The sequence below is a fragment of the Streptomyces roseofulvus genome, assembly GCF_039534915.1.
Lineage (GTDB): Bacteria > Actinomycetota > Actinomycetes > Streptomycetales > Streptomycetaceae > Streptomyces > Streptomyces roseofulvus.
Genome location: NZ_BAAAWE010000001.1, coordinates 3,747,926 through 3,769,877, shown reverse-complemented (window position 1 = coordinate 3,769,877; position 21,952 = coordinate 3,747,926). Strand labels below are relative to the sequence as shown.

Annotated in this window: 19 protein-coding genes; 11 read left to right on the top strand and 8 right to left on the bottom strand. The window is 75.6% G+C overall.

Annotated elements, in window-relative coordinates:
- Positions 1-120: 120 nt before the first annotated feature.
- On the bottom strand, positions 121-606 hold the full coding sequence (locus tag ABFY03_RS17260) for a hypothetical protein (RefSeq protein WP_346170287.1): 486 nt from the start codon (positions 604-606) through the stop codon (positions 121-123).
- A gap of 926 nt (positions 607-1,532) precedes the next feature.
- Between ABFY03_RS17260 and ABFY03_RS17255 the strand changes: the two genes are divergently transcribed.
- From ABFY03_RS17255 to ABFY03_RS17235, 5 genes are read left to right on the top strand one after another with little or no spacing between them, the layout of a single operon-like run.
- Positions 1,533-2,978 (top strand): PLP-dependent aminotransferase family protein, encoded by a 1,446-nt coding sequence (locus ABFY03_RS17255; RefSeq protein WP_346170286.1) that lies wholly within the window; start codon positions 1,533-1,535, stop codon positions 2,976-2,978.
- Positions 2,975-4,843, top strand: a complete 1,869-nt coding sequence (locus ABFY03_RS17250) for a class II fructose-bisphosphate aldolase (RefSeq protein ID WP_319009051.1) — start codon at positions 2,975-2,977, stop codon at positions 4,841-4,843. Before ABFY03_RS17255 ends, ABFY03_RS17250 begins: the two co-directional genes overlap by 4 nt.
- Positions 4,836-5,387, top strand: coding sequence for a YbaK/EbsC family protein (locus tag ABFY03_RS17245; RefSeq protein WP_346170285.1), 552 nt, complete (start codon positions 4,836-4,838; stop codon positions 5,385-5,387). The genes ABFY03_RS17250 and ABFY03_RS17245 overlap by 8 nt, the downstream gene beginning before the upstream one ends.
- Positions 5,388-5,420: 33 nt before the next feature.
- The gene (locus tag ABFY03_RS17240; protein ID WP_346170284.1) at positions 5,421-6,434 is read left to right on the top strand and encodes a DMT family transporter; all 1,014 of its coding nucleotides are present in this window, start codon (positions 5,421-5,423) and stop codon (positions 6,432-6,434) included.
- A gap of 34 nt (positions 6,435-6,468) precedes the next feature.
- Positions 6,469-7,110 carry a pyridoxamine 5'-phosphate oxidase family protein gene (locus ABFY03_RS17235; RefSeq protein WP_319009096.1) on the top strand — a complete coding sequence of 214 codons (642 nt, stop codon included), beginning with the start codon at positions 6,469-6,471 and terminating at the stop codon, positions 7,108-7,110.
- Here ABFY03_RS17235 and ABFY03_RS17230 read toward each other — a convergent pair.
- Both ABFY03_RS17230 and ABFY03_RS17225 read right to left on the bottom strand, forming a co-directional pair.
- The gene (locus ABFY03_RS17230) at positions 7,107-7,919 is read right to left on the bottom strand and encodes a sigma-70 family RNA polymerase sigma factor family protein (protein ID WP_346170283.1); all 813 of its coding nucleotides are present in this window, start codon (positions 7,917-7,919) and stop codon (positions 7,107-7,109) included. The two genes, ABFY03_RS17235 and ABFY03_RS17230, sit on opposite strands and share 4 nt — an antisense overlap.
- 1 nt (position 7,920) lies before the next feature.
- Positions 7,921-8,301, bottom strand: coding sequence for a DUF6479 family protein (locus ABFY03_RS17225; RefSeq protein ID WP_319009047.1), 381 nt, complete (start codon positions 8,299-8,301; stop codon positions 7,921-7,923).
- A gap of 184 nt (positions 8,302-8,485) precedes the next feature.
- Here ABFY03_RS17225 and ABFY03_RS17220 point away from each other — a divergent pair, with 184 nt between their 5' ends.
- Both ABFY03_RS17220 and ABFY03_RS17215 read left to right on the top strand, forming a co-directional pair.
- Positions 8,486-8,995 carry a SigE family RNA polymerase sigma factor gene (locus tag ABFY03_RS17220; RefSeq protein WP_319009046.1) on the top strand — a complete coding sequence of 170 codons (510 nt, stop codon included), beginning with the start codon at positions 8,486-8,488 and terminating at the stop codon, positions 8,993-8,995.
- 89 nt (positions 8,996-9,084) lie between these two features.
- Positions 9,085-10,428, top strand: a complete 1,344-nt coding sequence (locus ABFY03_RS17215; protein ID WP_346170282.1) for a hypothetical protein — start codon at positions 9,085-9,087, stop codon at positions 10,426-10,428.
- Positions 10,429-10,463: 35 nt separating this feature from the next.
- Here the strand turns inward: ABFY03_RS17215 and ABFY03_RS17210 are convergent, their stop codons facing one another.
- The 3 genes from ABFY03_RS17210 to ABFY03_RS17200 all read right to left on the bottom strand — a co-directional run bounded on the left by ABFY03_RS17210 (position 10,464) and on the right by ABFY03_RS17200 (position 12,736).
- Positions 10,464-12,161: a bifunctional 3'-5' exonuclease/DNA polymerase gene (locus ABFY03_RS17210; RefSeq protein WP_346170281.1), complete on the bottom strand. Its 1,698-nt coding sequence runs from the start codon at positions 12,159-12,161 to the stop codon at positions 10,464-10,466.
- A gap of 67 nt (positions 12,162-12,228) precedes the next feature.
- Positions 12,229-12,495 carry a response regulator transcription factor gene (locus ABFY03_RS17205; RefSeq protein ID WP_346170280.1) on the bottom strand — a complete coding sequence of 89 codons (267 nt, stop codon included), beginning with the start codon at positions 12,493-12,495 and terminating at the stop codon, positions 12,229-12,231.
- A gap of 79 nt (positions 12,496-12,574) precedes the next feature.
- Entirely contained in the window at positions 12,575-12,736 is a 162-nt protein-coding gene (locus ABFY03_RS17200) for a hypothetical protein (protein WP_346170279.1), read from the bottom strand.
- Between the two features lie 161 nt (positions 12,737-12,897).
- Here ABFY03_RS17200 and ABFY03_RS17195 point away from each other — a divergent pair, with 161 nt between their 5' ends.
- Positions 12,898-13,830, top strand: coding sequence for an NADP-dependent oxidoreductase (locus ABFY03_RS17195; protein WP_346172261.1), 933 nt, complete (start codon positions 12,898-12,900; stop codon positions 13,828-13,830).
- A gap of 273 nt (positions 13,831-14,103) precedes the next feature.
- On the opposite strand, the gene ABFY03_RS17190 is transcribed toward ABFY03_RS17195, so the two are convergent.
- Entirely contained in the window at positions 14,104-16,245 is a 2,142-nt protein-coding gene (locus ABFY03_RS17190; protein WP_346170278.1) for an ABC transporter permease, read from the bottom strand.
- The gene (locus ABFY03_RS17185) at positions 16,239-17,051 is read right to left on the bottom strand and encodes an ABC transporter ATP-binding protein (RefSeq protein WP_346170277.1); all 813 of its coding nucleotides are present in this window, start codon (positions 17,049-17,051) and stop codon (positions 16,239-16,241) included. Before ABFY03_RS17185 ends, ABFY03_RS17190 begins: the two co-directional genes overlap by 7 nt.
- Before the next feature lie 555 nt (positions 17,052-17,606).
- Here ABFY03_RS17185 and ABFY03_RS17180 point away from each other — a divergent pair.
- From ABFY03_RS17180 to ABFY03_RS17170, 3 genes are all read left to right on the top strand, one after another.
- Positions 17,607-18,761 carry a DUF2786 domain-containing protein gene (locus tag ABFY03_RS17180; RefSeq protein WP_346170276.1) on the top strand — a complete coding sequence of 385 codons (1,155 nt, stop codon included), beginning with the start codon at positions 17,607-17,609 and terminating at the stop codon, positions 18,759-18,761.
- A gap of 180 nt (positions 18,762-18,941) precedes the next feature.
- The gene (locus tag ABFY03_RS17175; RefSeq protein WP_346170275.1) at positions 18,942-21,176 is read left to right on the top strand and encodes an FUSC family protein; all 2,235 of its coding nucleotides are present in this window, start codon (positions 18,942-18,944) and stop codon (positions 21,174-21,176) included.
- Positions 21,177-21,287: 111 nt separating this feature from the next.
- Positions 21,288-21,854 (top strand): hypothetical protein, encoded by a 567-nt coding sequence (locus tag ABFY03_RS17170; protein ID WP_346170274.1) that lies wholly within the window; start codon positions 21,288-21,290, stop codon positions 21,852-21,854.
- The last annotated feature ends 98 nt before the right edge of the window (positions 21,855-21,952 follow it).

The following is a 21,952-nucleotide window of genomic DNA, read 5'->3' as shown; positions in this document are numbered from 1 at the left end:
TGCCCCGCAGAAGTTTAGGGTTCGGCCCCGTGATCGGTTCCAATGCACGTTGTCTCAGCCAGCTGCTGAGGCAACGTGCGGGGCCAGGAGGCGCTCGTCCGTTTCGGCTGCTGACCTGCTTTAGACGTGGCGGTAGGCGTCGACCATGTCACGGTAAGGGTGGAGCAACGGCGCAACTGCGGTACGTAGAAGGAGGGCGTCAGCGGGAGGAAGTGTCAGTGTGGCCCTCCGCATGCGGACGCTCCATACAGTTGGGTCTGGGAAGATCTGCAGCTGTGGAACCAGGTCGCTGAGCATTAGTCCGCCGCGCCACTCGGCCAGGCTGTGAATTTCGAGACTGCATCCTGCAGAGAATGTCCTCTTGGAGAGGTGAAGGGGCTGCGGGAGTGGCTGGACTGGGCTGGAGACCGTTGCCCTGCCCATGAGGCGCCCGCGATCCCGGTTGGGATTCCGGAAGCAGCCCCGGGTTGTGTAGAGCAGGACCTCGTCCCCCTCGCCAACCGCTTGCGCCTGCTGGGAGCGGCCGACGGGGAAGGCCATCCGCTGCTCAGTCACTACCCAGCCCAGTGCGTCGCGGTCACCGATGATCATCAGATGCGTGGACATGTCGCCGACGATAGTGGGGCGGGTGACGCCAGCATGCTCCCGCGTCCCAGGGGGTAGCGAGAGTGACGGACGGATGGCGTTCCTTGTGGCATGCGGGCCGAGGCCGTGCCCTTCTCGCTGGTGCAAGCCCCGTCTCTAATCTCGGGCGCCCAGTCCAGGAGCTCCTGCGTGAGCGCTGCGTGAGCGGACTGGGCGGCACTAGGGTGGACCCGGCGTCATGGTGATCACGGTCGGACGCCTCTGATCTGGGAAAACGGGATTCGGCGGCACCGTCCGGCACCAGTCGGGATGATCTTGCGGGCCCTCGTAATGCGTAGGTCTCGGGTTCGAATCCCGAAGGCGGCTCCGAGAAGGGCCAGGTCAGATACCAGCTGACCTGGCCCTTTTGCATTTCCATGACATTCCGGAGTGCGCTGCGGTCTCCCATGGTCGACGCGCGGAATTTGTTCATTCGCCACGTTTTATCGGCATGCGGAGTCGATTTCCCGATGTCTGATATCAGGATCTGAAACGGCGGAGGGTGTTCCGTGTTCGGGGCGGCCGGAAATCGGCGTTCCGCAGGTCGCATTCAAGTCAGGGCGGACGTGCCGTTTCGGGGGGTTTCGCAGGCTGCCCGTGCGGGGCGGAACGAACGGTTCTGGGGCCGACGGCAGGGCGGGGATCGTCGCAGGTGGGCACCGTGGCGGAATGGCCGGATCCTGGCGGACGGCGGTGATCTCTCTCGTATATATTCGGCGGCATTGGCACGTGGATGCCTCGGGATACGGGCCGAGGTTCCGGGGGACTCGCGGAAATGTTCTGAGCGGCGGAGAGCCGGTTCGTTCCGGCCCATGGCCCCGCACAGCGTCGTGCGGCGGCATCGATCTCCGCCCCTTTCCGGCGTCTTTTTCTTTTTGGTTCGTTCGACATGCGACGGGGGTTGTTCCATGCGTGTGGCAGAACAAGACCGGGGGATCGGCCTCGCCGACGAGGACGGCCGGGCGGCGGCCGTGGAGGCCGAGGCGATCATCGAGGACGCCTCGGAGGAGTACGGCGGCGGGACCGGGCCGACGGGGACCGACGACGACCGGGTGGCGCACCTGCTGGAACGGCTCGCCTCGGACTTCGTCCTCGACAACACCTACCGCGAGCAGCACCTGAGCCTCACCGCCAGCGAGAACTACCCGAGCAAGCTGGTCCGGATGCTCGGCAGCGGACTGCAGGGCGGCTTCTACGAGTTCGCCCCGCCGTACCCCTCCGAGGCCGGCGAATGGGCCTTCCCGGACTCCGGCGCCAACGCCTCCCTGGTCGGGAAGCTGACCGGCATCGGACGGCAGCTCTTCGAGGCCGCCACCTTCGACTGGCGGCCCAACGGCGGCTCGGTCGCCGAGCAGGCAGTCCTGCTGGGCACCTGCGGGCGCGGCGACGGCTTCGTGCACTTCGCGCACAAGGACGGCGGCCACTTCGCCCTGGAGTCGCTGGCCGCCGCGGCCGGCGTCAACACGTACCACCTGCCGATGGTCGAGCGGACCCTGCTCATCGACGTGGACCGGCTCGCCACCCTCTGCGCCGAGCACCCGGAGATCAAACTCGTCATCCTCGACCAGTCGTTCAAGCTGCGCTGGCAGCCGCTGGCCCAGATCAGGGCCGCGCTGCCGGAGGGCGTCTTCCTCGCCTACGACGCCAGCCACGACGGCGCCCTGATCGCCGGCGGCGCGCTGCCGCAGCCCACCCTGCTCGGCGCGGACGCCGTGCACGGCAACACGCACAAGACGATCGCCGGACCGCAGAAGGCGTACATCGCCTTCCGCGACGCCGACCACCCCAAGCTCAAGGCGGTCTCGGACTGGGTCTGCCCGCAGATGCAGTCCAACTCGCACGCCGAACTCATCGCCCCCATGTACGTGGCCCTCGCCGAGATCGCCCTCCACGGCCACGACTACGCCCGCCAGATCGTCGCCAACGCCCAGGCCCTCGCGCACGCCCTGCACGAGGAGGGCGTCCGCGTCTCCGGGGAGTCCTTCGGCTTCACCGAGACCCATCAGGTGCACGTCATCACCGGCTCGGCCGCCGACGCGCTGCGCCTCTCCCTGGGCGACCTGGCGCACGCCGGCATCCGCACCACCAACATCGAGGTGCCGGGCGCCAACGGCCTGCACGGCCTCCGGCTCGGCGTCCAGGCGATGACCCGGCGCGGGCTGCGCGAGGCGGAGATGCGCGAGGTGGCCCGGCTGGTGGCGAAGGTGGTGCTGCGCCGGGCCGAACCCACCGCGGTCCGCGCCGAGGTCGCCGACCTGCTCCAGCACCACGCCCTGGACCGGCTCGCCTACTCCTTCGACGCCCACGTCGACTCGCCCGCCGCGGCCCGTCTGCTGGGGGAGGTGTTCCGGTGAGCACCGCCACCGAGGCCGAGCCGGCACCGGCGGCGCGCGCTCTGCCGCCCGGAGTCCTCGGCGCCGCCGTGCAGCCGCGCCGCGGCGACGCCCCGCACGCCGTGATCGGCGCGGAGGTCTGGCACACCCGGTGGGCCCGGCCACTCCTCGAACGGCTCGGCCTGCGGACCGTCATCGCCGACGAGCGGCTCTCCTGCGAGCGGGTGCTCGACACCCTCGCCGCCCAGTCGGTGGCCTTCGTCTGCGAGGAACTCCCGGTCAGCGGCCTGGCCGCGATGGGCTGGGCGGCCCGCCGCACCGAGGCGCTGCGCCGCGACGACCCGCTGCTCGGCGTCGTCTTCATGGTCGAGGACCGGCGCGCCCTGGACCCCCGTGCCCTGGGCCCGCTCGTGCGCACCCTGTCGCCCGGCGACACGGACCTGCCCGACTTCCTCGCCGAGGTGCAGCGGGTACGGCACGAGTACCACTGGGAGCTGCGCAACCGGCGGCCCGGCCGGCCGGCGGGCGCGGCGCAGTCGGCGCCGCCCGCCCGGTGGGCCGGGGCCGTGCCGAACTTCAACGTGAAGCACCCGTCCATGCTGCTGCCGTACGCCCTGCTCTCGGCACGCACGGGACGGGAGGTGTACTGCGAGATCTCCCCGCAGGAGGCCCTCCTCTTCGTCGCGGACAGCGCGGGCCGGGGTCCGGCCGCCGCAGTCGCCGACGTGTTCCGCGGACTCCGGCAGGACGTCGACCGGCTCAACACCGTCGTCGGCTCACGTCTGTCGCTCCATCTCGACCACGCGGACGACTACGAGGTGATCCAGGCCGCCTGCGAGGCCGGTTTCGACTCGGTGATGGTCGACGGCTCCGGCCGCACGCTCCACCAGAACGTGCTGTTCACCAACGCGGCCACCGAACTGGCCCGCCGCTACGGCGTCCTCGTCGAGGGCGAGATCGGCTCCATCGACGGGGCCGGGCTGCGGAAGTGGAACAAGACGACCACGAGCGACTTCGCCAGGTTCGTCGGGGACACCGACCTCGACCTGGTCGGGGCGCACGTGGGTCAGTTCCACAGCTTCGACTACGGCTTCGCCACCACCCGCCGGTCGCTGGCCGAGGTCGGCCTGATGGACGCCCGCGCCACCGGCGACGACCTGCACGCCTTCGCCGAGGCCTGCGCGCGCGTCGAGAAGGGGCTCACCGAGGCCGGGCTGCCCGGCTACTCGGCCGAGCACCGGCTGGTCGCGGCGCTGGCCCGGCGGGCCACGACGGAGGGGGAGGGGCCGGACGCCCGCCCCCGGCTCGACGTCGTGTTCCGCGAGGCCCGGGCCCGGGTCCCGGTGTTCCAGCGCCCGTTGGTCGACCTCCTGGAACAGGAGTGGCTGGAGCGGCGGCTGGCCAAGACCCGGCGCAAGGCCGAACTGTGGGACGAGGTCTTCGCCGTCGAGCCCGCGCGCGAGCACCGGTACGCGGCGATCGACCACGGGCTCGTCCAGGCCCTCACCGGCACCCTGGAGGGCACCGGACGGGCCCTCGCCGTGCACGGCGGCAGCTCGATCTCACGCGTGGACCTCGCCTCCCTGGCGGCGCACGGGGTCGCCCGGGTCAACTTCGGCAGCGGGGTCTACACCGACTACCTGGAGGCGCTCGGCGCCCATCTGCCCGTCGATCTCGGCGCGGAGGGCAACGCTCCTACGGGTGAAGGGACTTGGAAGCACGTGCGGCGCATGTCGTACCTTGCGGAGGCGACACGGGACTGGCGGTCCTGGACCCACGCGCCGCCGTCCTTCGTGGACACCTTCGTCAGCCGGCTGGAGCGGCGCTACGCGTCCCCGCTCCGCGACCGCACGTCCGAGAGGCCCTGGGAGACCGCCCATGCATAGCCCCGTCCGTCCTGCCAGCCCCGCCGACCCCGCCGGTGCGGCCGGTTCCCCCAGCCCGTTCGAGCGGCTCGTCGAGCTGCTCGAACGCGAGGGGGCCCGGTACCGCGTGGTCGAGCACCCGGCCGAAGGGCGCTCCGAGGAGGTGGCCGCGGTGCGCGGCACCACGGTCTCGCAGGGCGCGAAGGCGCTGGTGTGCCGGGTGAAGGGGATCGACGCGCCCGCGGTGCTCGCGGTGCTGGCGGGCGACCGGCGCGCCGACCTGAAGAAGGTCGTCGCCGCGGTCGAGGGCAAGAAGGGCGGCTTCGCCCCGGCGGAGCTGGCCGAGGAGCTCACCGGCTGCGTGGTCGGCGCCATCCCGCCGCTGTCGCTGACCGGCACCCTGCCGGTCGTGGTGGACGCGGAGTTCCTGGCGGCCCACGAGGAGATCGCCTTCAACGCGGGGCGGCTCGACCGTTCGGTGGTCATGGCCACGGAGGACTACGTACGGATCGCGGCGCCCGAGGTGGCGTCCATCGCCGCGCCGGTGGTTCCCGCCGCGGAGTAGGCCCGGTACCGGGGGAGAGGGAGGGGCGTCGGCTTGCGGCTGCGTATCGGGGCACAGTTCGTCGCGCTGGCATGCGCGTGGGGTTCGAGCTTCCTGTTCATCAAGGTGGCGCTGGACGGGCTGACGCCCGCTCAGGTGGTGTGGGGGCGGCTGGTGCTGGGCGCGGTGGCGCTCTGCGGCGTCATGGCGGTGACCCGCGGCAGGATCCCCCGGGACCCCGGGCTGTGGCTGCGGCTCTCCGTCGTCTCCATGCTGCTGTGCGTCGTCCCCTTCCTGCTCTTCTCCTGGGCCGGGCAGCGGCTCGACTCCGGCATGGCGAGCATCCTCAACGCCACCACCCCGCTGCTGACCCTGCTGGTCGGCGCGGTCGCCCTGGCGGACGAGCGGCTCGACCGGCGTCGTACGACGGGCCTGCTCGCCGGGTTCGCCGGGGTCCTGGTGCTGATCGGGCCGGGCGGCCTGGCCGGCGGCGGTGACGGCCGGCTCGTGGCCCAGCTCGCCTGTCTGTGCGCCACCGCCTGCTACGGCGTCGCCTTCGTCTACCTCCGCCGGTACATCACCCCGCTGCGGCTGCCGGCGGTCGGCGTCGCGTTCGTGCAGGTGACCATCGGCGCGGCCGTCATGCTGCTGGCCACGCCCTGGATCGTGACCCCCGCGCCCCGCCTCGACCTGCCGATCACGCTGTCGATGGTGGCGCTGGGCGGCCTGAGCACCGGGCTCGCCTACCTGTGGAACAACAACATCGTGCAGGCGTGGGGCGCGGTGAACGCCTCCGCGGTCACCTACCTCACCCCGGTCGTCGGGGTCACGGCGGGCGTTCTCCTGCTGGGCGAGCGGCTGTCCTGGAACCAGCCGGTCGGCGCGGTGCTGGTCATCGCCGGGATCATGACGGCGCACGGCACGTTCCGCAAGGCCGCGCCCTCCGCCGCCCGGGCCGCGGACGGGCCCGCCGCCGGGGGTCCGGAGGATGGTTCAATCGCCGCGATCCATGTCCGGGCCGCTCAGGGGCCGGACCTGACGAGCAGGGGGCAGCGTGGGCGGGAGTGAGCTCGGCGTGACCGAGCGGACGCGGTTGCGGCGGATGCGGGAGAAGGGGTCGCACCGGCGGGAGGACCTGGACGCCGTGCTGGCGGCCGGGTGGCTGTGCCATCTCGGGGTGACCGTCGACGGCGTGCCGATGGTGGTGCCCACCGCGTACGGCGTCGACGGCGACCGGCTGTACGTCCACGGCTCGGTGGCCAGCCGGAGCCTCGTCCAGGCGCCGGGGTCCACCGTCTGCGTGACGGTCACGCACGTGGACGGGCTGGTCCTCGCGCGGTCCGTGTTCGAGCACGGGGTGAACTACCGGTGCGCCATGGTCTACGGCGTGCCCGAGGCGGTGACCGACCCCGAGGAGAAGCTGCGGGGGTTGCGGGCGCTGACCGAGCAGAGCAGCCCGGGGCAGTGGGAGTACGTGCGCCGGCCCAGCCGGAAGGAGCTGGCGGCCACCTCGCTGCTCGCGCTCGACCTCACCGAGGCGTCGGTGAAGACGCGGACCGGACCGCCGGACGACGGGGACTCCGAGGACGCGGAGCTGGGGCTGTGGGCCGGGGTGCTGCCGGTGGTCACCACCTTCGGCACGCCCGTGCCGGACCCCGCGCTGCCGGCCGACCTCGCCGCCGCCGTGCCCGGCCACATCGCCGGGCGGGCCGGCCGGCGGGCGGACGGAGCGGAGTCGGCCTAGGACGAGATCGTCAGGCGGGAGAGGTGGGGCGGGTCCGCCAGGACGTCGATCGAGGTGATCGGGCCGGCCGGGGCCGTGAAGCGGTAGACCGCGTCCGGCGCGGCGATCAGGCCGGGAGCGCCGTCGACCAGGACCGGGCGGGCCACCGCCGCCCGGGCCGCGAGGACGCGGGCGACCGCCGGGGCGCCGTGGGCGGGCCGGACTCCGCCGCGTACCGCCCCGGTGTCGGCCCGCAGCACCGCGTCCGGGTCGAGCAGGGCGCGCAGGGCCGCCGTGTCGCCCTCCCGGGCGGCGGCGAGGACCGCGTCGACGGCCGCCCGGAGGCGTACCGGATCGGGCGCGGGCATCTCCTCGGCGCCCCGCGCCCGGGCCCTCGCGCGGGCGCCGATCTGGCGGACCGCGGCCGGGGCGCGCTCCAGGGCGAGGGCGAGATCCTCGTACGGGACGCCGAAGAGGTCGTGGAGGACGAGGACGAGCCGCTCCGCGGGGGTCGGTCCGGGCGCGTCCGGCGAGTCCGACCAGGGGTCCCACGGATCGGTGCGGCGGGCCTCGCGGGCCCGGAGCCGGCCCAGGCAGACGCGGGCCAGGACGGCCTCGGGCGGCGGTCCCGGGTCGGGGACCGGGCCGGGGCCGCGGCGGGCGCGGGGGCCGGGGCCGTACGAGGCGAGGAGGCGTTCGGTGGCCCGGACCGCCCGGTCCGCCTCCGGGGCGGAGCCGAGCAGGCCGTGGGCCATCGCCCGCAGCCGGGTCCGGGTGCCCGGGGCGGTGGGCACGGGCGTCGCCGCGTCCGGGCGCGGGGTGGTGTGCACGTCAGTCGCCGTGTCCGGGGCCTCCGCTGCCGAAGCCGCCGCTGGAGATGCCGCCCCACTTGCGCTTCTCCTCGCTCGGGGGATCGGGCGAGGTCTCCGTGCCGGCGTCCTTGAGCTGGTACGGCATGAGCCGGTGTTCGCCGTCGGTCTGCGGCATCTCGGCCGGGCGGCGGTACTCCGACATCTCGCCGGGCAGGGCACCGGTGTCCGGGCGGTGCGGTTGTTCCTCGGGCTGCGGTGGACGGGGCTCCCGGGTGCGGACCCGGTAGCCGAACCAGAAGGCCGTGATCAGGACGGCGACGAGAACCAGGCCGCCGAGCACTTGTGCCAGACCTGACTGCCAAACCCCAGCGGCCAGGACCTCTGCGCTGAGAGTGTTCATACGAGAGGATTACCCGATTCCGCTTCTTCGGATGCGTGGCGCGGACAGATTCTCCGAAAGGCCCGGTGAAACATTTCCCCGGCTCCGTCGCGTCGATGGGGTGTACGGCACGACAGCGAGCGGGGCGATCGCACAGGGCGACCGCCCGTGACCCCTCGCGACCGACGCCAGGGAGAGGAGGGGCATGAGAACGTCCCGCGCGGACGAGTTCCTGGAGTTCGCCTCGGCCCGCACCGGCCAGCTGTTCCGCTCGGCCTGCCTGCTGACCAGCGGGGACGTTCACCTCGCCGAGGACCTCACGCAGGAGACGCTGGGGAAGATGTACGCCCTCTGGGGACGGACGTCCCGGATCGGCAACCCGGCCGCGTACGCGCAGACCGTCCTCGTCCGCACGTTCCTCAGCCACCAGCGCCGCCGCTCCGCGACCGAGCGCCCGCTGGGCGAACTGCCCGACCACACCCCGGACGACGGCACCGACCCGCTGCTGCGGATCGCCCTCCTCGACGCGCTTGCCGCACTGCCCCCGAAGGACCGGGCGGTCGTGGTGCTCCGCTACTGGGAGGACCGCAGCGTCGAGGAGACCGCCGACGCCCTGCACACCAGCTCCGCGGCCGTCCGCACCCGCTCCACCCGCGCCCTCGGCAAACTGCGGCAGCGCCTCGGCGGCAGCATCGCCGAGTTCGCCACCCGCTGACGGCCGCCGGTCCCCTTTCACCTCCTCGGGCCGTCCGCCGACGCCCGAGCCCTCACCCGTACCTCCGAAGCAGAGACGGTGATCTCGTCATGCCCCAGCACGACCACCACGACCCCGACGCCGGGTTCGCCGACGAGCTCGGCTCGGCCCTGCGCACCACCGGCGAGAGCTTCGCCCTCGACGGCCGGCCCGAGCTGGTCACCGGCGGACTCGCCCGCGGCCGCCGCAGGCTGCTCCGCCGCCGCCTCGCCGTCACCGGCGGAGCCCTCGCGCTCGCCGCCGTCGGCATCGGCGGCGTGTACGCCGGCACCGCCGTCACCCCCGGCGGACCCGCCGAGAAGGCGGGCGTGGCCGCGGCCCCCACGACCAGCGGATCGCCGACCGCCGCGCCCACCCCGGAGTCGAGCGGCGAACCGGCCTCCGAGTCGCTGAAGCCGGGCATGGCGGAGATCCCCCTCTCGCGGATCGCCGACGTCCTCAAGGCCAACACTCCCGCCGGAGACTGGCGGTTCGACGACCTCGACGGCACCGGCCAGGGCATCAGCGGCGTCTACGACGACGGCGACGGCGAGGCCGCCGTCGGCGTCTTCCTCAGCCGCGCCGGACGCGAGCCGGACGCGGGCGTCGACATGGTGACCTGCCCCGACCCGGTGTACGTCCCCCACGACGACTGCGACACCGGCCGGCTCCCCGACGGCTCCCGGTGGATGGTCTTCCAGGGGTACGAGTACCCCGACAAGCGCGAGGAGACCAAGAACTGGCGGGCGGTGCTGCTCACCGAGGACGGCTTCCTGATCGACGCGAGCGAGTACAACGCGGCCGCCGAGAAGGGCGCCGCCATCAGCCGCGAGAACCCGCCCTTCACCCCCGCCCAGCTCAAGGCGCTCGTCACCGCCGACGCGTGGCGGCCGCTGCTCCAGCAGATCCCGCCGCTGCCCACCGCACCCGCCCAGCCCGGCAAGCTCGGCCGGCCCGGCAAGGTCCGCCAGGCGCCGCCGCATGTCGTCGGCAACGGCGTGACCGACACGCTGCGTTCGCTGATGCCGAAGGGACTCGAGGTCGTCGGCGAGGGCGGCGAGGGCGAGTTCGGCTACGTGGTCGTCGACGACGGCAAGGGCAGGAGCCTCGTCCAGATCAACGTCCAGTACGGCATGGACGACGTCGCCGGGGACCTCTTCGGCTCCGGCGACGTCACCACCCTGCCCGACGGCCGCAGGGTGAAGCTCATCCAGCAGCCCGGCGAGAAGGGCGGCGCGGGCGTCGTCTGGTGGACCGCCGACACCCTGACGAAGGACGGCTTCCGGGTCGTCGTCGGCGCCTTCAACACCGGCGCCCAGCACGAGGCGGCCACCCGGGCCGAGCCCGCGCTCACCCTGGAGCAGCTGAAGGCGATCGCGCTCGACCCGAAGTGGGCCGAGCTGCCCGCGAAGTAGGGCGGGACGGGAGAGCGACGGGCGGTGCGCGGACGCTACTTGGCGTCCGCGTACCGCTCCACCGTCGCCGTCGTGAACGGGAAGCGGACCGGTGTCGCCCCGAAGGCGATCCGGCCCGCCTCGTCACCGGCCGCCCGGATCGCCTCCGTCACCGCCGCGGCCTCGTCCGCCGGGCAGTGCACGATCACCTCGTCGTGCTGGAAGAAGACCAGCTCGGCCCGCATCCCGGCGTCCGACAGACTCCGGCGCAGCGCCGCCAGCATCAGCAGCGCCCAGTCGGCGGCGCTGCCCTGGACGACGAAGTTACGGGTGAACCTGCCGCGCGCCCGGGCGTTCCCGGAGGCGTAGCCGGGGGTGAACCCGTCCTCCGCGACGGGCTGTTCGGGGCCCTCCTGGGGGAGGCCCGCCTCGCCGTCGTCGCCCGCGCCGACCGCCCTCGGGCTGGTCCGGCCGAGCCAGGTGCGGACGAGCCGGCCCTCCTCGCCCGCCTTCGCCGCCTCGTCCACATAGGCGACCGCGCGCGGGAAGCGGCGCCGCAGGGCCGCCAGGTTCTTCAGGCCGTCGCCGCTGGTCTGCCCGTAGATCGCGCCCAGCAGGGCGATCTTGGCGTGGTCGCGGTCGCCGGAGAAGGCCCGGTCGGACAGACGGGTGTAGAGGTCGTCGGGGTGCCCGGCGACCTCCATCAGGCCCGGGTCGCGGGAGATCGCGGCGAGCACCCGCGGCTCCATCTGGTCGGCGTCCGCCACCACCAGCCGCCAGCCCTCGTTGGCGACGACCGCCCGCCGGATCACCTTGGGGATCTGGAGCGCCCCGCCGCCGTTGGTCGTCCAGCGGCCGCTGACCGTGCCGCCCGGCAGGTACTCCGGCCGGAACCGGCCGTCCCGCACCCAGTCCGCCAGCCAGGACCAGCCGTGCGCGGTCCAGATCCGGTACAGCTTCTTGTAGGCGATGAGCGGCGGCACCGCCGGGTGGTCGATCTCCTCCAGCTCCCAGCGGCGGGTGGACCGCAGCCGGACGCCGGCCTGCGCGAACGCCTTCACCACGTCGGCGGGCAGATCGGGCCGGACCCGGCGGCCGAACGCGGCGGACACCTCGTCCGCGAGCTCGGCCAGCCGGCGCGGCTCGCCGCCGCCCGCGTACCGCTCGCCCAGCAGCTCGTGCAGCAGCTCCCGGTGCACGTCGGCCCGCCAGGGCAGCCCGGCCCGGTGCATCTCGGCGGCCACCAGCATCCCGGCCGACTCGGCGGCCGTGAGCAGCCGCATCCGGCCCGGGTGCTCGGCCCGGTCGTGGCGGCGCTGCTGCTCCGCGTAGACGGCGAGGAGGCCCTCGAAGGGGACGGAGACGACGGGTCTCGGCTCGAAGAGGGAGTCCTGGGAGCCGGGCTCGGCGGTGCGCTGCGGCGGGTCGGGCGGCACCGGGGCGTTCCGCAGCCGGGCCCAGGCGGCGGCGGCCGACCGGGGCTCGCCGAGCCGGCCCTCGTGGCCCAGGAGCAGCTGCTCGGCGTCCTCGACGTCGTAGCACCGCTCGACCCGGACGCCGGCGGCGAGCAGCCGCGGGTACACCTCGGCCGTCGACCGCCACACCCAGCGCGCCACCTCGGGCCGGGCCCGGACGGCCGCCACCAGGTCCGGCTCGCGGCGCGCCTCCCCGGCGGGCGTGCCGTCCGGCCCGAGGGGGACCAGGACCGCGCCCTCCCCCTCCGGCTCCGGCGCCAGCGCCCACCTCTCGCTCATGGGTGCGAGTCTGGCATCCGCCACTGACAGCGGCGGATCACGACATCCCGGACGCCCGGGCGGGCGTTCACGCGGCCGCGTGGAAGAGGGCCGCCGCCTCGCCGCGGGAGGCGACGCCGAGCTTGCCGAGGATGTTCGCCACGTGGAACTTCACCGTCGACTCGCTGATGTGCAGCTGCTCGGCGATGTGCCGGTTGCGGTGGCTGAGCGCCAGGTGCCGCAGGACCTCGGTCTCCCGCTCGCCCGGCGTCGCCAGCGGGTGCGCGGGCCCGGCCGGGGCGTCCGGCGCGGCCAGCGGCAGGACGGCCGTCATGGTGGTGCCCCAGTGCGGCACCGCCTCGATCTCCAGGCGCCCGCCGAGGACGACCAGCCGGTCGCGTACGGTCCCCGCCCCGGTCTCGCAGGCGCCGACGCTAATGCGCGCACTGGGTGGCGAGTTCGGCGGCGCCGGTGTGCGGGACGACCGGCGCGAGCGCGGCGGAGAGCTGCCCGAGGACGCCGTCGAGCGGCCGGCTGAGGATCTCGTGCACGGCGGTCAGCGTGAGCGGGTCCATGACCGCCGGCGTAGGCGTCATGTGGCCATCCAGGGCTGGTCTTTCGGACAGGTGGTACTGGCCGGAGGGCGGGCCGGGAAGAGGCGCCGTCCGGCGCACGCTTGATCGTGTCGAGAAGCGAACGCGCTGACACGGAGGGCGACATGACGACGGCGAGGCGAGTGACGACCGCAGGGGCGACGATGGAGGCGATCCTCTTCGAGGAGTTCGGCGGACCCGAGGTGCTGCGGCACACGACGGACGCCGCGGTGCCGGTGCCGGGGCCCGGCGAGGTGCGGCTGCGGGTGGTGGCGGCGGGCGTCAACCCGATGGACTGGAAGGTGCGCCGGGGGTTCCTGGAGGAGTTCTTCCCGACGACGTTCCCCGCCGTGCCGGGGATCGAGGTGGCCGGCACGGTCGACGCGGTCGGCGAGGGCGTGACCGGACTCGCCGTCGGCGACGAGGTGTTCGGCTGGTCGACGACCGGCGCGTACGCCCAGTACGCCCTCGCCGGCGGCAACCTCCTGCCGAAGCCGGCCGGTCTGTCCTGGGAGGCGGCGGTCGGCCTGCCGGTCGCCGGCGAGACCGCGGCGCGGGTCCTGGAGCAGCTCGGCGTGCGGGAGGGCGAGACGCTCTTCCTGCACGGCGCGGCGGGGATCGTCGGCACCATCGCCGTCCAGCTCGCGGTCGCCGCGGGCGTCACGGTCGTCGGCTCGGCGTCCGTGTCCAACCACGCGTACCTGCGGGAGCTCGGCGCGATCCCGGTCGAGTACGGCGACGGGCTCGCCGACCGGGTGCGGGCCGCGGCGCCGCGGGGCGTCGACGCGGTCTTCGACGCGGCGGGGCACGGAGTGCTGCCGGTCGCGATCGCGCTGCTCGGCGGGGAGGGGGTGGCGGACAAGGCGCGGATCGTGACGATCGCGTCCGTGGACGCGGCGGAGCACGGCATCGTGTACAGCCTCCCCGAGCAGGACGCGGAGCGGGTACGGGGCTGGCTGAGCGCCCAGGCGGAGGGCGTCGTCGCGGGCACGCTGCGGCTGCGGCACGCGGAGACGTTTCCTCTGAAGGAGGCGGCGCGGGCGCAGGAACTCAGCGAATCCGGCCACGCCCAGGGCAAACTGACCCTGGCCCCGTAGCCCCTGGCCCCGCTGCAATCGGCCGCGCCGCTCCGTTGTGGGCAATCGTTCCGCCCTGCGGAGCGCCTGCCCACACGGGGGCGCGGCGAACGGGCGCCGTCCCGAAGAGCCGCGCCCGGCGCTGAGCCGGACGTGCAGGGCGGGCACTGGGCTGCGGAGCGCCTGCCCACACGGAGGGCCCGCCGGCGGCGCCGTCCACCCAGCCGGGCCCGGCGGGAGAGGGGCGGTGGCCCGGCTCCGACCCCGGCCACCGCCCTGTTCCACGATGGCCGGTCAGCGGGTGAGGCGCCACGCGGGGAGGGCCGACGCGGCGACGGCGACCAGCACGCACACCCCCGCCGCCGCCCCCGTCTGCGCCCAGGGGACCGCCGGCGCGACCGGCGCGGACAGCGCGGCGAGCCCCGCGCCGAGGGCGCCGAGGACCGCGGCGGTCACGCCGAGTCCGAGCGCCGCGCCGACGGCGACCGCGAGGACCGCCTCGCCCGTCACCGCCCGCAGGGCCTGCGCCCGGGTGGCGCCGGCCAGCCGCAGCGAGGCCAGTTCGCCGCCGCGCACCGACGTGGCCATGAGCAGGGTGCTCGCCAGCGCGATCACCGTGTAGAGGAGGACCAGGACGAGGATCAGGCGGAGCCCCGTCCGCGCCGCCTCGTTGACGGGCGCCGCCGCCGCGGCGGTGCCGGCCGCCGGCAGGGGCCGGTCCGACTCCAGCCGGTCGAGCGCGGAGCCGGGCGCCTGGGCGCGGGTGACGTACGGCCCGTTGTCGCCGGTGCCGCGGGCCAGGACCGCCGCCACCCGGAGCCGTACCGGACCGCTGCCGTCGGCCCGCCACACCTCCACCTCCTCGCCGACCGTCCGCCTCTCGAACTCCTCGTTGACGACGATCGACCGGTCGTCGAGGTCCCGCAGGTCGCCCGCGACGACGGGCAGCCGGGCGAGCGCGGCGAACGCGGCCGGGTCGGCGACCGCCCGGCCCTGGTACTTCACGAGCGCCTCGGCCCCGTCCCGTACGAAGAGGGAGGTGGGCCCGGAGGCGGCGACGACCGCGCCCTTCCGCCCGGCCGATCCGGGCAGCTCCACCTTCCGTCCCTCGACGACGTACGGCGCCGCCGTCCGGTCCCGCGCCTCCGTCTCCTTCGCCAGGGTCACGCTCTCCGAGGCGCCGAAGAGCGTCCCGGCCAGCGCCACGGTCACCAGGACCGGCGCGGCGACGGCCGCGGTCCGGCGGACGGCCGCCGCGCCGTTCTCCCGGACGAGGAGTCCGACGGCCCCGCCGCGCGGGACCGGGAGGAGCCGGGCCACGGGCCGCACGAGGAGCGGGGCGAGCAGCGCCGCGCCGCCCATCAGGAGCAGCGGCAGGGTCGTGTACGTCTTCCGCTTGAGCAGCGCCTCCGGTTCGGTGGCGTACGTCCACACCAGCAGTCCGAGCCCGGCCAGGAGCAGCCCGCCGCCGAGCAGCGCCCGGCCCGGCGGCAGCACGTCCCGGTCGACGTCCGCCTCGCGCAGCGCGTCGGTCGGGCCGGTCCGTCCGGCGCGGTGGGCGGCGGCGGCCGCGCCGGCGAGGGCGACGCAGAGGCCCGTCCAGAAGCCCAGGTGGTACGGCCATCCGGCGCTCCCGCCGACCGCCGACGCGAACCAGTCGGGCGCCAGGCCCCGGGCCACCAGGGCCCGCGCCATCGGCCGCGCGGCGAGCGCGCCGAGCGCGCAGCCGGTCGCGGACGCGGTCACGCCGAGCGCCGCCGCCTCGGCGAGCAGCAGCCGCCGCACCTGGCCGGGGGTGGCCCCGGCGGTGCGGAGCAGTCCGAACTCGCGGCGGCGCAGCGCCACGGAGAACGCGAAGACGGAGGCGACGACGAAGACGGAGACGAAGGCGGCGACGCCGCCGGCGGTGCCGAGGAGGGCGTAGAGGCCGGTGAGCGCGTGCCCGTCGCGTTCGTGGCCGGGGTCGGCGCGGCGGCGGTCGTCGCCGGTGAGCACCTGCGCCCGGTCGCCGACGACGGCCCGGACCTGGTCGGCGGGGGCGTCGAGCCCGACGGCGTCGGGGGCGGTGGTGCCGCCCGCCGCGTTGCCCGCCTCCGTCTCCGTCTCGGTCTCGGTCTCGGTCTCGGTCTCGGTCAGCGTCCAGCGGGCGCGGAGTTCGCGGAGCACGGCCGTGTCCACAGGCTGTGGACGGTCGAGCGGCTTGGAGACGAGGGCGGTTCCGGGGCCGCGCCGGACCTCCACGGTGAGCCGGTCCTGGCCGAGGACGACCACGGGGGAGGAGGCGAACCGTTCGGGGGCGTGGGCCGGCGGGTCCAGGGCGGCGGCGAGGCCGAGCCCGGTCGCCGTGAGCAGCCCGACGCCGAGCGCCAGCGCGAGGAAACCGCCCAGGAAGGAGGCCCAGCGGGCCCGAAGCCCGCCCAGCACGACGCTCAGCACGCCGACCCCGCCGACCCCGCCGCCGGCACGCGGTCCGTACCGGTGTTCGCCGTGTCCACACCCGCGCCCGCCGGCCGCAGGGCCGCCAGCGTCGCCGCCACCGTGTCCGCCGTCGGGGCGACGATCTCGCCCGCGAGACGGCCGTCGACCAGGAAGACGACCCGGTCCGCGCGGGCCGCGGCGAGCGGGTCGTGGGTCACCATGACGAGCGTCCGGCCCTCCTCGTCCACCAGGGACCGGAGCATGTCCATCACCTCCGCGCCGGTCGCGGAGTCCAGCGCGCCGGTCGGCTCGTCGCCGAAGAGGACCGCCGGACGGGCGATCAGCGCCCGGGCGATGGCGACCCGCTGGCACTGGCCGCCGGAGAGCTCGGCGGGCCGGTGCCGCTCCCGGCCGGCGAGCCCGACCCGGGCCAGCGCCGCCCTGACCTCGCCGCGTGCCGGACGACGGCCGGCGAGCCGGAGCGGAAGGGCCACGTTCTGGGCGGCCGTCAGCGTCGGCAGCAGGTTGAAGGACTGGAAGACGAAGCCGATCCGGTCCCGCCGCAGCAGCGTCAGCCGCCGTTCGCTCAGCCCGTCCAGGGCCGTGCCCGCGACCTCGACGCGGCCCGCGTCCGGGCGGTCGAGCCCGGCGGCGCAGCGCAGCAGCGTGGACTTCCCGGAGCCGGAGGGGCCCATGACGGCCGTGAAGGTCCCGGCGGCGACGTCGAGGTCGACGCCGTCGAGGGCCCGCACGTTCCCGTGCCGCCGGACGAGGCCCCGGAGCCGCACGGCGGCGGGGGCGGAAGGAGGAAGGGTGCTGGTCATGGCTCCAGCGAACCGTTCCGGCACCCCCCGGGTCACGCCGTCTGCCGGGCGTCCCGGGGGTAGGGCCAGGCCTACCCCGCCCGGGGGCTGGGCGTACCCGGGCGGAGGACAGGGCGTACTCGGTCCGCGGGGCCGGGCGTGCTCGGGCGGCGGACAGGGCGTTCTCGGTCCGCGGGGCTGGGCGTACTCGGTCCGCGGGGACGGGCGTATCTGGACCCCGGGGCGCGTACTCGGCCCCCGGGGCAGGGTGGACCCGGGCCCCGGCCAGGGCGCCCCCCGGACCCCGGCCAGGGCGCGCCCCCCCGGTCCTCGGGCCAGGGCGCGCCCCCCGGTCCTCGGGCCAGGGCGCGCCCCCCCCGGTCCTCGGGACAGGGCGCGCCCCCGGTCCTCGGGACAGGGCGCCCCCCGGCCCCCGGGACGGGACCCCCCGGCCCCCGGGACAGGACGCATCCCGCCGCCCGGACAGGCGTACCCGCCCGGGCGCCGGGCGGGCCGCGCCGCCCTGAGACCATCGGAGGAGGAGAGTCGGCGCGGGGGCACGGGAAGGGCACGGTCATGCGGGACGAGGCACGGGAGTCCACCGTCGAACGGGCGCTGCGGGAGTCGCTGCACGCCCGCGACGACCGCTCCCTCGACACGGCCGCGTCCCTGCTCGCCGCCGACCCGGGAGCCGACGCCGGTCTCGCGCGGCGCGGCGAGGAGTTCGTACGGACCCTGTGGGAGCGCGGCTGGCAGCCCGCCGACCTCGCCCGCACGGTCCGCCGTGAGCTGGCGGAGGAACATCTGCGGCTGCTCGGCGGGCTGGTGCGCGCCGAGACGGCCCGGTACGCGACCCTGCCCCGGCGCTGGCGCGAACAGCTCGACGCGCTGGACGCGCTCGACGCGACGGGCGGGCCCGCCGACCGCTTCTCGTACGCGACGGCCGTCCTGGAGCTGTACCGGCTGCTGGTCCGGCTGCCCCGGGTCGACGCGGTGGGACCCGTACCCGGCGAGACCCTGCCGCCGGCGGCCGTCGGGGAGCCGCGGATGCTCACCCGGATCCGGGCGCTGCTCGCCAAGGCGGAGGCCACCGGCTATCCGGAGGAGGCCGAGGCGCTGACCGCGAAGGCGCAGGAGCTGATGGCCCGGCACAGCCTCGACGAGGCGGGCCTCGCGGCGGGCGCCCCGTCGCCGCAGACGCCCGGCGCGATCCGGATCGGCGTGGAGCCCCCGTACGAGCAGGCGAAGGCGATCCTGCTCGACGCGGTGGCGACCGCGAACCACTGCCGGGCCGTGTGGAACGAGACGTACGGCTTCTCGACGGTCGTCGGCTTCGAGGCCGACCTCGACCCGGTCGAGCTGCTGTACACCTCGCTCCTCGTGCAGGGCACGGCGGCGATGACCCGCGCGGAGGCGGAGCAGCGGAAGGGCGGCCGCAAGCGCACCAAGTCCTTCCGGCAGTCCTTCCTGCTCGCGTACGCGAACCGGCTCGGCGCCCGCCTGGAGGCGACCTCCCGGCGGGTCGCCGCCGAGGCCCCGACCCTCCTGCCGGTCCTCGCCTCCCGGGAGGTCGCGGTGTCCGCCCGCACGGACGAGCTCTTCCCGGAGACGCGGGCCACCCGGGTCCGCGCGATGTGGGACGAGGAGGGCTGGAACCACGGCGCCACCGCCGCCGAGTCCGCCGCCCTCACCCCGGACCGCGCCCGCCTGGACCGCCGTCGCCAGGACTGAACCACGGGGCCTCGCCGCAGCCGGCGCCGATCCCCGGAAGCAGCGCTCTCCGGGAGGGGAGCGTCGCTCCCCGGACGCATCGCCCCCGGACGCATCACTCCCCGCACGCATCGCCCCCCCGGCACCGAACCCCCGGGGTGAAATGTCGGGTTACGGGGAGATCGTCGCTACGCTCGGATCATGAGCTGGCTCCGGGCGCTGAGGGAGACCGCCCGCTCCGGCCTCACCGTCGAGCGGCGGCGGCTGGCCCCCGCCATCGCCGCCCGCGGCGCCCTCGGGCTCGCCCTCGTCATCGGCTTCTCGCTGGCCTTCTTCGGGCCCGCCGTCGCCGCCTCCTCCGCGTTCGGCGCGTTCCAGGCCGCCATCGCCACGTTTCAGCGCTCCTGGCGGCCGCGGCCCACCCTCGCGCTCGCCTCCGGCGGCAGCCTCGCCGTCTCCACCTTCCTGGGCTATCTGACCGGCGCCCACACGCTCCTCTTCCTCGCCCTCCTGCTGCTGTGGACGTTCCTCTCCGGGCTCGCCTGGGCGGCCGGTCCCACGGCCGGTCTCATCGCCTCCTCCAACGTGGCGATCATGCTGGTCACGGTCACCCTGCCCACCTCCGTCGCGACCGCCGCGGGCCACGCCGTCATGATCTTCGCGGGCGGGGTCGTCCAGGCCGCGCTGGTCGTGCTGCTCCCGGTCCGGCCGTGGGGCGCGCAGCGCGACGCCCTCGCCGACGCGCTCGCCGCCGAGGCCGACTACGCCCGCCGGCTGCGCCACGACCCGGTCGCGTCCTTCGACCCGGTGCCGCTCATGACAGCCCGCAGCGCCGCCGCCGTCACCCCCCGGCAGGCCCGGCGCCGGCCGGCCGAACTGCACGGGCCCCGGCGGCTCGCCGAGCGGATCCGGCCGGTGCTCGCCTCGCTGGCGGACCCGGCGGTCGGCGCCCCGGCCGAGGGGCCGCAGCGCGACCGCGTCCGCGAACTGCTGGCCGCGGCCGGGGAGGTCCTCGACGCGGCGGCCCACGCCATCCGGCACGGCGAGCCGGTGCGGCTGCCGCCGGCCGCCGTGGCCGCCCTCCGCACCCCCGACACCGGCACGATCCTCGACGACCGCTCCCACCGCGCCGCCCTCCGCCTGGCCGCCCTCCTCGGCGACGTCGTCGAGACGGTGGAACCCCGGACGGAGACGAGCCCGAAGGCGGGCCCGGCGAACGGCGGAACGGCCCCCGACCCCGCCGCCCCGGACCTCGCCGCCCCCGAGCCCGCCGCCCCGGACGTCGCCGCCCCCGACCCCGCCGCCCCCGACCCCGCCGCCCGCGACCGCGCCGCCCGCGACCGCGTCGCCCGCGACCGCGCCGGCCCCGACCCCGCCGCCCCCGACCCCGCCGCCGGCACCCGTACCCGCCCCACCCTCCTCCGGCTCGCCCCGCTCGCCCTCGCCGCCATGCGGGCCGAGGTGCGGCCGGGGTCGCCGATCCTGCGGCACGCGCTCCGGGTCTCCGCCGTCACCGCCGCCGGCTACCTCCTCGGCCTGGTGCTGCCGCTCGGGCACGGGTACTGGGCGCCGATGGCGTCCGTGATGGTGATGCGCCCGGACTTCTCGCAGACGTACGCCCGCTCGGTGGCCCGCTTCGGCGGCACGCTGGTCGGCGTCGCGCTCGCCACCGCCGTCGTGCGGACGGCGCACCCGGGGACGTACCTCTCCGCCGGCCTCGCCGTCCTCTCCGCCTTCGGCATGTACCTGTTGATGCGGACGGGGTACGCCGTCAGCCAGGTCTGCGTCGCCGCGTACGTCGTCTTCCTCCTCGGCATGGAGGGCTCCGGGGTGTCCCAGACCGTACGGGACCGGGTCACCCTCACCCTCCTCGGCGGCCTCCTCGCGATGCTCGGCTACGCCCTCTACCCCGCCTGGGAGACGCCCCGGCTGCGCGGCCGGCTCGCCGACTGGCTGGCCGCCTCGGGACGGTACGCGGCGGCCGTCGCCGCCCGGTACGCCGACCCCGCCGGGCCCGCCGGCCCCGATGTGCGCGAGGCCCTGCTCGCCGCCCGGGCCGCCCGGGTGGCCTGGCAGGACGCGCTGGGCCGGGCGGGCCACGAGCCGGTGCGGCACCGGGGGCTGTCGCACGCGGCGGCCGAGGACGCCGGGCACGCGATCGCCGAGTTCGGACGGGCCGCCATGCTCCTTGAGGCCCACCTCCCCGACCGCGGCGCCCCGCCCGTGCCGGCCGCCGCCGGCCTCGCGGAGGCGCTGCGCGAGGCGACCGAGCGGGGCGCCCAGGCGGTCCGCGAACGTAGGGCGCCCGCCTGGGACGACCTCCGCGAGACCGTCGCCGCCTGGGACACGGAGGTCGCCGACCCGCTGCTGCGGAAGGCGGCCCGGCTGCTCCTGGCGGCCCTGGACGAGCTCTCGACCGCCCTCGCGGCCGACTGAACCACCGCCGGAGGCCCCTTCCGCCGAGAATCCTCCGCCGTGCTGTCATCCAGGGGTGGCACGAGGGGAGTTGAGAAGGGTGGAACACCGTCCGGAACCAGGAGCGATCCCATGAAGAAGTACCTGCTCGCGGCGGGCGCGGCCGTGACGGCTGCGGTGGCCGCCGCCGCCCTCGCCGCGCCGGCCACCGCCGCACCCGCCCAGGACACGACCTCCGCGCCCGTCGCCGCGCCCGTCGCCGCGTCCGTCTCCGCCGCGTCCGTCTCCGCCGCGCCCTCCGCGGCGTGGCGCACCGTCCGCTCCGGCGAGCGCGTCGACGCCGGCGGCGGCTACACCCTCTGGCTCACCCGCCAGGGCAAGTACTGGACCGGCCCGGACGGCTTCGAGCAGTTCCGCAGCGTCGTCGACGGCAACCTCGACCTCACCCGGCCCGCGCTGAGCCACCAGGGCGAGGGCACCTTCCACTCGGGCGTCTACGGCGGCCCGGAGCTCCCCGGGCGGGTCGAGGTGACCGACGCCGAGGGCAGGGTCACCCGCGCCACCCTGCTCCAGCTGCCCGGCCGGCCCGGCTGGGGCGTCTGGTACGCCCACACCGCCCCCTCCGACCACGACGTCTCCGTCGCCTTCTACGCCGCCGACGGCCGGCTCCTCGTCGAGCTGCCCGGCATCTACGCCTGACGGGCCGTCCCCTCATCGGGGACGGGCCGTCCCCCACTCGCGGCGGGGCCCGGCACGGGGCGGGCCCCGCCGCACCACCTCCCGATCGCGAGGTCCGC